The organism is Gelidibacter maritimus (genome assembly GCF_014062315.1).
Classification (GTDB): Bacteria; Bacteroidota; Bacteroidia; order Flavobacteriales; family Flavobacteriaceae; genus Gelidibacter; species Gelidibacter maritimus.
The window spans coordinates 105,469-118,075 of the sequence record NZ_JACGLT010000004.1 but is presented as its reverse complement, the minus strand read 5'-3'; the positions used below and the strand labels follow the sequence as shown (position 1 = coordinate 118,075).

The following is a 12,607-nucleotide window of genomic DNA, read 5'->3' as shown; positions in this document are numbered from 1 at the left end:
TTTATAAGGCCCTATTGAAGAGACCCACTTTTGCTGATTAAAGATTTTGGCTAGACATCCGCTTCATCGTATCAAAAAACGCTTGATAAAATGCTTCATCTTTGGCGTATAAGCGATATAAGTCTAACTCTTGCTTGCGCTGTTTGGACATGACGTCATCTAATATTTTTTTAAAGGCTAAATCCTTGTTTTGTGCATCCCTGTTTTCTGCTACTTTAGATTGAAAATCCGGATGTGCCTGTATAGACTTTGTTAAACTAATAAACTTTACACGTTGGTCGTCTGGAGTAGCTTCCCAGCCTTGAAACCATCGCTCGTTGAAGCTGTTGATTATTAAATCTAACGGATCTTCATCCTCACCTTGACCATGGGCTCCTCTAGGATTTGGATTTTGAGGATCTACTTCTGTTTCTGAATCATCTAAGCCAATACTTTGATTTAGCTTGACGCGTTCTAATCCATAGGTTGATAAATCGACAGACTCTAATAATTCGTCTAAACCGCCAGTATCATCTGGTCTCACAGGCAGCTTTGGAATTAAGAATTTTAAAAACCAAAATAGCTTTTCCCAATTCGCAATCGCATAAGGCATAATAGAAGCCATTTGCCCGTAGATTTTTACAAACTGCTTTGCTTTAATCTTAAAATCGGCTTTATCGTCATCTTCTAATTCTAATTCATGGACAAAGCGTTCGGCAGCTCTTTCTATGATTGGACTTAAAACCTGTGCATCTTCTTTATTGAAAAACTTAATATTAAAGTCTTCCACCTCGCCCCACTCATATACCCCAACCTCATCTAAAACATTTTTTAACTCGTGCAAGACATTTACATCGGTTGCTTCGCTTAAAGACGTTGCCGAATAGAATGGATCAAAGGATTTTTTTATATCATCAGTAGAATTAAAGAAGTCTAACACGAAAACATCTTCTGTTTTTTTGCCTAGACTAGATGCCGCTCGATTTAATCGTGATAAGGCTTGAACCGCAAGTACCCCTTGTAGCTTCTTATCTACATACATGGCGCATAGTTTTGGTTGGTCGAAACCTGTAAGGTATTTATTGGCGACTACCAATATGCGATAGGCATCTTCATCAAACTTGAATCGTGTATCTTTTTCCGGAAAACCATTTAGTTCTGCTTCCGTGTATTCAATACCATCTACAGTTTTAGTTCCTGAAAATGCGATTGCTATTTTAAACGGATTTCCTTTATCATTTAGAATGTTTTTTAAAGCCTTATAATAACGTATAGCCGATTCTATACTCTGCGTCACCACCATAGCTTTTGCCTTTCCTTTTAATTTTTTTTGATTAACAATATTAGGAATAAAGTGATCAAGTATGATTTCGGCTTTGGTATTAATGGTTTGTTGATGTTGCTCTACATAAGCTCTTAGCTTCTTTTGTGCTTTTGTTGAATCAAATAATGGATTCTCCTCAATAGATTTCTCTATTTCATAATAGCTTTTTAACGTTGTATAATTCGCTAAAACATCTAAAATAAACCCTTCTTCAATAGCCTGTTTCATAGAGTATAGATGAAAAGGTTTAAATTTACCTTCGGCATCTTTCACTCCAAATTTCTCTAAAGTAATGGGTTTGGGAGTTGCTGTAAAAGCCAGATAAGATGCATTACCACGCATTTTACGAGATTGCATGGCCTGTACTATTTTATCTTGCGCATCAACCTCATCATTTTCATCAATCTGTTGCCCCATAGCGCGATTCATATTGTCATGGGCTGAACCACTTTGGCTACTGTGTGCCTCATCGATAACCACTGCAAAACGTTTATCCCTTAAATCGGCAATGCCATCTATGATAAATGGGAATTTCTGAATGGTAGTAATAATGATTTTCTTTCCCTGTTCTAAGCTATCTCTTAATTCTTTAGAGGAATAGGCAGGTGCAATAATGTTTTTAACTTCAGAGAAACTCGCAATATTATCTCGGATTTGCTTGTCCAGTAGTCGTCTGTCTGTTACTACAATCACCGAATCAAACAAGGGTTTTTCTAAATCTGTAACACCTGGTGTATTTAAGCTTTCTGGATAGGTTTCTATGAGTTGATAGGCCGCCCAAGTAATAGAATTCGATTTACCAGAACCCGCAGAATGCTGAATTAAATAGGTCTGCCCTACCCCTTTCTTACTGGCATCTGCAACAATTTTACGTACCACATCCATTTGGTGGTAACGTGGAAAGAATAAAGTTTTGGTTTGTAATGGGTCTTTCTTTTTACCATCCAAGCGCACAAAATGTTGAATAATATTGGCTAAACTCTCTCTGGTAAACACCTCATCCCATAAATAATTTGTTCTATGTCCGGTAGCACCGGCAGGTAGTTCTGGATTTCCTTTACCGTGTTTATTTCCTTTGTTAAATGGTAAGAAAAAAGTGTTTTTACCCGCCAATTTAGTCGTCATGTAAGCTTCATCGGTATCAACAGCAAAGTGAACTACACAACGTGCAAATTGCAGTAAAGGCTGTTTGTTGTCACGTTTATTTCTGTATTGGTGCTGTCCATGTACACGCGCATTTTGACCTGTCCAATGGTTTTTTAGCTCCATCGTTACAATAGGTATCCCATTGATAAACAAAACCAAATCAATTTCTTCTCTTGGGTTATCTACACTATAACGCAATTGTCGGGTTTCACTAAAGCGGTTTTGCTCAAAATTCTGCTTGACTTGTTGACTACTACTTGCCAATGGTAGTTGGTAAAACAAGGTGAAATTAGCGTCATCAACTTGTAAGCCTTTTTTAAGTAAATGCAATACCCCGTATTTTTTTATCATACGATCATAGCGATTTAGGATTTTTAATTTCCAATCACTTTGCTTTTGTAGCTTCTCTAATTCTTCTTTTTGTGTAGTTTCTAAAAAATCCCAAAAGAACTGTTCATCTATAGCAAACTGTGCATTAAAATTAGCAGGCTGCCCAATATAGTAGCCTTTACCTGTTCTATACAGTGCAGCTTGTTCGTTTACGGCATCCACAGATTGCCCTTGCTGTTTAATATCCTCAAGGCAGGTTCCTGTTAAGGCTTTCTCTATAGCAGCCTCTAAAGCTTGTTCGTTGGTTTGGCTATGCATTCTTTTAATTATTAATCGTTAAATAAGTTGACATATTCTTTAAAAAGATAGAGGCGTCCTCGCTGTGCCCCAGTTATTTCAGTAAGGATGTCCAGATCCTCCAATACGTTTATGAGATTGTAGGCAGGTCTCATTGATTTTCCCGTTATCTCACTTACTTTATGAGCCGTAATAATGGGATGGGAATATAAATATTGCACTACTTTAAAAGCATCACCACTACGTGCGCCAATGTCTTTTAGCTTTCCATCTATTTCTTTTTGCAATTGCAAAATGCCATCAAAAGTTTTTACTCCATTTTTAGCCGTTTCAATGACGCCAGTCAGAAAAAACTTGAACCATTGATTAAGATCGTTGTGGGTGCGTACCCGCATTAAGTTGTCATAATATAAACTTCTGTTCTTTTCGAAAAAATCGGAGAGATAAAGAATTGGCTGTTTCAAAATCCCCTTGTTTACCAGGTATAATGTGATTAGCAAACGCCCCACTCGCCCGTTTCCATCCAGAAAAGGATGTACCGTTTCAAATTGGTAATGGATGAGGGCTACCTTAAGAAGATCTGGCAATGGGTTGCTATCGTCATTGGCAAATTTTTCGATATCGGACATCAGCTCGTTAACATCGGTGTGAATAGGCGGCACAAAAATCGCATCGTTAATACTTGCTCCACCAATCCAATTCTGACTGCGGCGGTATTCTCCCGGCATCTTATGCTCGCCGCGCACCCCGTGCAACAAAATTTTATGCGTTTGTTTTATAAGTCGGGAGGAAAATGGCAAGCGATGCAATAATTCAACCGCTTGCTTCATGGCCTGAATATAATTCTGTACTTCCTCCCAATCATCCCGTTTTTCGGTTAGGACATCTTCCTTGGCCAAGAAAGCATCTTTGATATTGGTTTGGGTTCCCTCAATTTTGGAAGACTGCACGGCTTCTTTGGCAATGTGCATCTGGATAAATAACTCAATGTGCACATACTCCGAATACATGTCCAAACGCCCCAAATGCCGATCGGCCTGACTAAGCAATTGCCACACCTGCATATCCGAAATGCGCCATCCCCGATTGATATAGGTAGGCTGGAAACTTTTATAATAGCCTTGTTGCTGATATATACCCAATTTATAATTATCCATTATTAAGTAAATTTAAACCCATTGCTATTTTACAATAATACAAAAAGGTATAATAGACAGCTCTCTTATTTTACTTTTATATCAAAAAGTAAAATAATAACACCTCTAAATTTACCTCTTACCTACCAAGTTTCTATTGATGGTGCTTTTTCACATGACTACTATTGAACAGCCTAGACTTCATCTTCTTAAAATTGCGCCATTCTTCAACTTCTTTTAACTTCATTTCTTAATAAGTTAATTAACACACTTTCACCTTCCCCGTTACCACACTATTGATCAAACTACGCTTATACTCCTGCAACTTCGCAATCTCTTGCTGTTTTAGGGAAATGGCAGTGTCGATTTTTTGGGAAGCCCTTTCTATATACTTTGATATTTCTTTTTGTTCTGAAAGTGGTGGTAAAACAATTGGTAAACTAAGAAATTCACCATGATTTAGATCTGGAATTGTGGTTACTCCAGCTGATAACATAATTAACTCTTGAATACCCTGAGTGTTTAAATAATTTACAAGAAAATCTCGTTCGATTTTGTTTTTATCATAATCGATTTTGAAAAAATTATTATGGAACACTCCTCTAATATTTGTGACAACTTCTCCTGTATTGCCAGTCCTACCTAATAAAACATCTTGATAATCACATATTACATTTTCTTTAGGCTTAGTAACATAGTGTTTTGGATCGTTTGGATTATGAATTGATTTTGTAGTAATATATTCTAAAGCATCACCAATTGGTTCTTCTAATCTTTTATCAATTGCTATTTGTAGTCCTTGCTGTAAACTAGAAATTCTTCTAAAAGAAACTGACGCCCAATGCTCCGGAATCTCTCCAACCCACTTGACACCTGAGTCCTTGAGTGGCACATAATCATCCAAACCTCTTGTCACCGCTTTGTGTATCAAAATTTGTTTGCGTTCTTTTAAAAGCGCTATTTGTTGCTTCTTAATGCAAATGGCTTGGTCTATCTTTTCGGTTTTGTCGTCTAAGAAGTTGGCGATGGCGGTTTGTTCTTGGAGGGGAGGTATTGGTATATCTATATTTCCTAAGATCGAACGACTAATCCTTTTCATTATAGCTCCTCTAGCTTCATTCTCTGTATGAGTAAAATACTGAGGTGAATTCATTAAATATACTAGAAAACCCCTATTAAAACCCTTGTCCGGACGAAAGACACACACATCTACTGATACGATAGATTTTTTATCAAATTTGGGAGCTATGCAACATCTTCCTAAAGGTACGTTTAAACGTGAAATTAGAATGTCATTTTCTGCTATGGCAGTGCAGTTTAACCTTCTAAAGGTATCATTTGAAATATATGACCTTTCTTTATCATAAAACTTTATTTCTCGGATATTTCCAGTTGTAAAATAGTAAACCTCATCACTTCCTAAGTCTTTACTTTCAATCCAATCTCCATCGATAAATAAAGAATTCTTTTCTTTAAATAAATATTTAATTTTTCTGACCTCCCAATGCTCTGGAATTTCCCCCAGCCATTCCACGCCAGAATCTTTATAGCGAGAATATGTCTGAACCGTTGATTTAGGTGGTGACGTGGTTAATGGCTTCTTTTCTTTTGATCCTATTTGGCTATTTATATTGTGCATATCAGTTTATTTGTATAAAATCTTCAAATCTTCTTAAAGCATTTATAAATGCGCTATGACTCCTTTTTCCAAATTCAGCTTCTTTCCCGTAAGGACCATACTTCTCCACATAAAACCTGATATTAAGACCCAAGTCTTTAATAGTTATATTTTCCCTTTCGCAAATCCTCTCAATCCGTTTTATATAATCGTAAACAGTCGATGGATTTCCAGATGGCGTCAATTCACTATAACCTTGATCAATTAAATATTTCTTAAATTTTTCTAACATAAATGACTTATTTTAATTGCACAACACATGTATCCATTCCTATTTGAATTGCTTTTGATTGTTCTGTTATTTGATATCATATATATCTCTCTACCTTCATTTAGGATTATGGATTAAGAATAAAATTTATCGGCATTCCAATTTTTGGGATTGTCAATAATATATTTTGTAATTTTTTGAAAGGCTGTTTCATTCCTTATGATATGGTCGTGAAATCGGGATTGCCACCCAAAATCGGGTTGCGTTTTTCGTATTTCAAAGGTGCATCGTCCTTTGTACCATCGGATAATTCGGGAAATGTTTTCATGAATCATTGGGTTTTTGTTGCCGGTTATCCCGCCGGTTGGTTTGGATGATGGCGTGGATGATGCGTTGAATGTTGACGCGGTGGATGATTCGTTGGATGATTTGTTGGACGACGCGGTGGGTGGTGCGGTGGATGACGTGGTGGATGGTGCGCGGGATGGCGCGATGGGTGACACGCGGGATGGCGCGCGGGATGGTAGAGACGCGATTAATCGCGTCTCTACGGTATCGTCATCCGAAACGGTATTGTCATCCGAAATGGAATTATCAACCAATACAATATCGTCAACCGAAACGGAATCGCCAACCAAAACGGTATCGTCATCCGAAACGGTATTGTCATCCGAAACATTATCATCAACCGATATGTTTTCGCCAATCAAAACGGTATCATCAACCGAAACGATGTCATCAACGGAATTGGTATCGTCAACCGAACCCCCATTCGCAATAACAATATCATCGGGTTTATTAATCATCAATATTCCGTGCACATGATTGGGCATGACCACAAAATCGCCCAATGCGACATATGGGAATTGGTTTGGGATTTGATACCAAATGTTTTCAGCAATTTGACCCGAATTGTTTAACATCATTTTTTGTTCAATTATGTTTCCAAAATAACATTCCCTGTTCTGCGTGCAAATGGTAATGAAATAGGCAGCATTACTACCGTAATCCCAATTTTGCAATCGTGCTGAGGCGATTCTATATTTATTTTGGAATTTTTTGGTCATTTTAATTTTGATCGTCGGGTGTTATTATAAAAAATGTTGTTGTTGTTGTTGTTGTTGTTGTTGTTGTTGGATGATACGCGATAAATCGATACGTGTTGAACCGGTACGCGATTAAACGATACGCGATAAAACGATACGCGATAAAACGATACGCGATAAAACGATACGCGATAAATCGCGTATCTACGTTAATTGTAAAATTTCTGTAATCAATCCATCACTTTGCTTTTCTAATTCAAGAATATCTTGTGTCACCGCTTCTATGCTTCGCAAAGGCGTGTGTTTATAGAAATATTTGTTAAAACTAATTTCATAACCTATTTTGGTATTATCCAGATTGATCCACGCTTCTTCTACGTGTGGCTGAACTTCTCTTTTGAAATAACTGTGAATATTGTCTTTCAACGGTACATTTTCGGTATCTCGTAAATCGCTTTCGGTTTCGTAGGTGATGTAGAGGTTTTTTTGATGAGATTGCTTCAATCGTTCCTCTTTCGCAATGACGGATTCGTAAGGAAAATATCCAAAATCGGCTAAGTCTTCTTCTTTGCAGCCTAAGTGGATGAGCAGATTCTGTAGCTTATCGCCCGTTAATTTTACCTTCTTTTTAATCACTTTTTCCGCATCGGCATCGTACCAGCTCACTGCATTTAGCACCGCTTTTTTATCGGAAGCTGAAGCATTTAATTTCTCCTTTTTAATGATGTCGTTGACTTCTTTTTCAAATGCATTATAGTCGGTATATAATGTATTGCCAAAATGCGCTTCTAACTGCTTTGCTAATTTTATATGGTGCTGGTGCTTTTTCCAAGTCTCCTTTTTTGTGAGTTTCTTTTTATTGGCGGCAGACAGGTTTAAATCGTTTTGCTCGCACCATTCTAAAAGCTCCTCTGCGTGTACACTTATATCGTCATAGACGCTTTCTCCATAAGTTTCATACGCATAGCGCATAGGTTCTTCTAAATACTTATCGTAACGTAAACTTTCTATACGTTCTGGGGTAAACTGTGCTTTCAATCGTTTTGGGCGTTCGATAGTAACTTTATAATATCCAAAGTCTTCATTATCGAAAATTTGAGCAGCGATGCCACTATCACCTTCGCGTTCTGCCACTTTCATTTCGGTATAAACCTCCAAAATTTCATCAATATGCTCTGGGGCGAATTCACAGTTTTTGTTTCCTAAGTTTTTACGCAGTTTTCTGTACAGCTCACCTGCATCTATCAGTTGTACTTTTCCCTGTCGGTGCTCTGGTTTGTTGTTACTTAAAATCCAGATATAAGTGGTAATTCCTGTATTGTAGAACAGGTTATTCGGCAATTGTACAATGGCTTCTAACCAATCGTTTTCTATAATATATCTTCGGATGTTACTTTCGCCACCTCCAGCATCACCCGTAAACAAACTGGAACCGTTATGTACTGAAGCAATTCGGGTTCCGGTTGGGCTTTGGGTTAAAGGTTTCATTTTAGATACCATTTCCATTAAAAACAGTAATTGTCCATCGGAAGAACGTGGGGTAGCATCAACCTCCTCCTCTACGCCCCAATAATCGGAAAGCATCACTTTAAAACGCGGATCAATCACATCTTTACCATCCTTTATATATTTCTGCTCACTGCTCCATGATTTTCCATACGGCGGATTGGATAACATAAAATCGAAGGTAGTTCCTGCAAATTCATCGGTAGATAAAGTAGAACCCACACGAATGTTTTCGGGGTTATTGCCCTTGATCATCATATCACTTTTACAAATGGCGTAGGTTTCATCGTTAATTTCCTTTCCGAAGAGATAGACATCGCCCATAGCGCGAATAGTACCCTCTTCGTCTTTGATAAAGTTTTGAGATTCTGTAAGCATTCCTCCACTTCCACAAGCTGGATCGTAAATGGTCATTACAGGTGGTAGATGGTCTTTAATAGGATCGAAAATGATGTGTGTCATTAATTCGATTACCTCTCTTGGTGTAAAGTGCTCTCCTGCTTCTTCGTTATTTTCTTCGTTGAATTTTCTGATCAACTCTTCAAACACATAGCCCATTCCTAAGTTAGACAGCGCCGGCAGTTTTCTACCTTCCGGATCTTCTTTCTCATACGGGGTTAAGTTGATATAAGGCGAGGTGAATTTCTCCAACACATCCAACAGCACATCTTTAGATGCCATGTGACGCACTTGACTACGCAGTTTGAATTTTTCTACAATTTCCTTCACATTAGGACTAAACCCGTTTAAGTAGTCTTCAAAATTGGCTTGTAGTATTTGTGTACTGTTGGTTGCGGTGTCTTTTATTTTTTGAAGGGTCCATTTGCTGGTATTGTAAAACACATAATTAGAAGCTTCGCGCAAACCCGTTTCGTCCCATTCGGTAAACTTAGCTTCGTCTCGTTGAAAAGCTAATTCTTCTAGAACGGCGTCTTTAGTAGGTTCTAAAAGGGCGTCTAAACGACGAAGGACCACCATTGGTAATATAACGTCTCTATATTTTCCGCGTACATAGACATCTCTAAGGCAATCGTCAGCGATTGACCAGATGAAGGATACTAATTTATTGTGTGAGGAGTGATTCATATATTTTATTTTCGATATTTAAACACAGACTGTAACTAAACAAACTTAAATATAAACCATTTAAACGAGTGATTTGATAGTATCCGAATATAGTCGCTTGTTTATACCCAAACGATTATAATAGAATAACAACTGAAATGTTTGTTAAGTTTTAATGTAGAACAATTTTCTGAATCATTATAGGTTTGATCTTAGCTTAGTTAAACACCATAACCGTTAGGGCAATTATAGCGTGGTAAATTAGATATTGTTAGGAAAGCTCAAGATATGAAGATTTTTCAATATTTATTGAGCTTCTTGAATTCCATTCATGAAGTTTTTATGAAAATACGTAGAACTACGTATAGGAGCATGCGAAATTTTGTAGCGCTTAACTAAAAATCGTTAAACAACATTGTTGTATAATAGAAGATATCATCAAAACGGCATATCCGTATCAAACCAATCAGACTGCTCTGTACATCTATAAATATCCGTAATCTCCCCCTGGGTGAATTCAATGTAGATGGCGTACTTATGCCCAGACCTATTCCCTGTGAAGACAAACACAGGTTCACTGCACAAACAGCCTGTGCAAATATTGGTGGAGATGTTCAAATAGGTATCGCCTATTTTGTCAAATTTTGAAAAAATCTCTTTTTGTCGGTAAATGAAACTGGGCTTTTTTAGGTCTTCGTAGTAGGCATCGTCATCCAATAAATCATTTAAGCTATGATAGTCCAAATTTTGAAACGCCTCCAAAACTTTTAAGAGTTGCGTTTTTACTTCTTGTTTTGTTGCTATTTTCTCTACTAATTCCACTGCTTCCATAAGACCATTATTTCCTTTAAAACTACTGAAATATTTTATAACCCTGTTTAACTAAGACCAAAATATCACAAAGACACAGGACTTAATTTATAGATATAACCGTCGAAACTTAGCTGAAAAACACTCTTAAAGAAGGAGCCCACCCATGAGTCTAAAACCGATCATTTTAAGTTTACTGCCGATTTTTCATCGCTGCCATGAGGTTTTATGACAGGACAAGTCAGAAAAAAACACTCTAACAACATATAGATTATCAACCACTTGAATCCTATCACTAAAATACAGACTGTGGGGCTTGCTTTTTGGAATAATTATTGAAACACTGCTTCTCTTTAATTTAATATTTAAACAATCAATTATGAAAAAACTTTTATTATTGTCAGCCTTTGTTGTTTTCGGACTTTCGACTTCAATTAAAGCCCAAAATGTTGATTTTGGATTAAAAACAGGTCTTAATATTGCCAACTTAACCGGTGGTGATGTTGACAAAAACAACCTCTACAGTTTTCACATTGGTGGACTGGCTGAATTTAAATTAAGTGATACTTTTGCACTTCAACCTGAATTGTTATACACCAGACAAGGTTCAGAAGTAGAGAATTCAATGAAAGTCAAATTAGACTATCTTGCCATTCCTGTGATGGCCAAATACTATCTAACCGATAAATTTAGCTTGGAAGCAGGTCCGCAATTCTCATTTTTAATCGATGATAAAGCAGAGTTTGATGACAGCGCTCTCCCTGATGCCGAAACTGACGCTTCAAGTTTTGATTTCGGACTTAATATTGGTTTGGGCTATGCTATTACCCCAAATATATTTACCCAAGCACGCTATAACTATGGGATAACTACGGTTGCAGAAAACCCAGATATCAAAAATAGCGTCTTTCAAATCTCGTTAGGCTATAAGTTCTAAATGCGATTCTAATGCTAAAGAAAAAGACACCTTATTTATGGGGTGTCTTTTTGATTTATACCCCTTTGGATTCAGGAAGTTTTTGGCAAATAACATCCTAAGCCCACATATTACAGGCACTATACAAGATTAATCACGCTGCTGTTACCAAGTAAAAACCTCACTTTTAATAGAGACAATTTAATGCTTGAAGCAAACCTTTTATCACTGATTAAATGTAACCCAGAAAACATCTAGGCGCACAAAGCATAAAATATCCTTTAATCGGGCAGGAATACGCTTATATTTGAGGCGAAAATTTAAGGGCCATAAGCGAGATGAAAAAAGGACAAATATCTACACTATTACGCCAACTCGGATTACTATATCCGGCAGATTGGGCGCGCTATAATTTGGAGAAGTTCAAAAACAGAAAGATCAATAAACGTTTTAAATTGGAACATCCCCATGTAAAACTACCGCCAGATTATCTAATATATGAGTCCTTTCAATTAAATTATCAGAAATATTACACCGGGAGTATTAAAACTGCCAAGTGGTTAAAAAACCATTTTAAGAAACATATTGAACTGAAAGATAAACGCATACTGGATTGGGGATGTGGTCCTGGGCGGCTTATTAGACATTTGCCAGAGGTCATCGGTAATGGCTGCGAATATTATGGTACGGATTATAATAAAAAATCGATTGCCTGGTGTTCAAAAAACCTGCCCGATATTCACTTCAATAACAACGGGCTAAATGCTCAATTACCCTACGATGATAATTTTGTAGATGTTATTTATGGTATTTCAATTTTCACCCACCTTTCTGAGCAACTCCATTACGATTGGTTTAATGAGCTATACCGAATTTTAAAGCCTAACGGCATTCTATTCCTAACCACCCAAGGCGACAATTTCAAGATCAAGCTCACCAATGCCGAGTTAAAATCGTATAATAATGACGAGCTGGTGGTCAGGGGAAACGTCAAGGAAGGCCATAGGACCTACTCCGCGTTTCAACCAAAAGCATTTATGGAAAAGTTATTCAGCACTGTTGAAATTTTAGAGCATATTGAAACGGCACCTGAACATGCCGGTTGGTTGCCACAAGACATTTGGATCATCCGCAAACCTTAAAACTGGTCTGAGCCATTCAGG

At 37.3% G+C, this 12,607-nt stretch carries 9 protein-coding genes; 2 read left to right on the top strand and 7 right to left on the bottom strand.

What is annotated here, in order from left to right:
- Nucleotides 1-37 precede the first annotated feature (37 nt).
- The 7 genes from H3Z82_RS06640 to H3Z82_RS06610 form a co-directional block, all read right to left on the bottom strand.
- A complete protein-coding gene (locus H3Z82_RS06640; protein ID WP_182203937.1) occupies nucleotides 38-3,097 on the bottom strand; it encodes a type I restriction endonuclease subunit R in 3,060 nt (1,019 codons plus the stop codon).
- Nucleotides 3,098-3,108: 11 nt separating this feature from the next.
- Nucleotides 3,109-4,233 (bottom strand): Fic family protein, encoded by a 1,125-nt coding sequence (locus H3Z82_RS06635; RefSeq protein ID WP_182203934.1) that lies wholly within the window; start codon nucleotides 4,231-4,233, stop codon nucleotides 3,109-3,111.
- 241 nt (nucleotides 4,234-4,474) lie between these two features.
- Entirely contained in the window at nucleotides 4,475-5,851 is a 1,377-nt protein-coding gene (locus H3Z82_RS06630; protein WP_182203932.1) for a restriction endonuclease subunit S, read from the bottom strand.
- 1 nt (nucleotide 5,852) lies between these two features.
- Complete coding sequence (locus H3Z82_RS06625) at nucleotides 5,853-6,122, bottom strand: hypothetical protein (RefSeq protein ID WP_182203930.1); 270 nt, start codon at nucleotides 6,120-6,122, stop codon at nucleotides 5,853-5,855.
- A 113-nt stretch (nucleotides 6,123-6,235) separates the two neighbouring features.
- Nucleotides 6,236-7,168: a transposase gene (locus tag H3Z82_RS06620; RefSeq protein ID WP_182203928.1), complete on the bottom strand. Its 933-nt coding sequence runs from the start codon at nucleotides 7,166-7,168 to the stop codon at nucleotides 6,236-6,238.
- A 183-nt stretch (nucleotides 7,169-7,351) separates the two neighbouring features.
- Entirely contained in the window at nucleotides 7,352-9,739 is a 2,388-nt protein-coding gene (locus H3Z82_RS06615) for a type I restriction-modification system subunit M (protein WP_182203926.1), read from the bottom strand.
- Between the two features lie 417 nt (nucleotides 9,740-10,156).
- Entirely contained in the window at nucleotides 10,157-10,549 is a 393-nt protein-coding gene (locus H3Z82_RS06610) for a hypothetical protein (protein WP_182203924.1), read from the bottom strand.
- 358 nt (nucleotides 10,550-10,907) lie between these two features.
- Between H3Z82_RS06610 and H3Z82_RS06605 the strand changes: the two genes are divergently transcribed.
- Nucleotides 10,908-11,465, top strand: a complete 558-nt coding sequence (locus H3Z82_RS06605; protein WP_182203923.1) for a porin family protein — start codon at nucleotides 10,908-10,910, stop codon at nucleotides 11,463-11,465.
- A 317-nt stretch (nucleotides 11,466-11,782) separates the two neighbouring features.
- Nucleotides 11,783-12,586: a class I SAM-dependent methyltransferase gene (locus H3Z82_RS06600; protein WP_182203922.1), complete on the top strand. Its 804-nt coding sequence runs from the start codon at nucleotides 11,783-11,785 to the stop codon at nucleotides 12,584-12,586.
- Nucleotides 12,587-12,607: the final 21 nt, after the last annotated feature.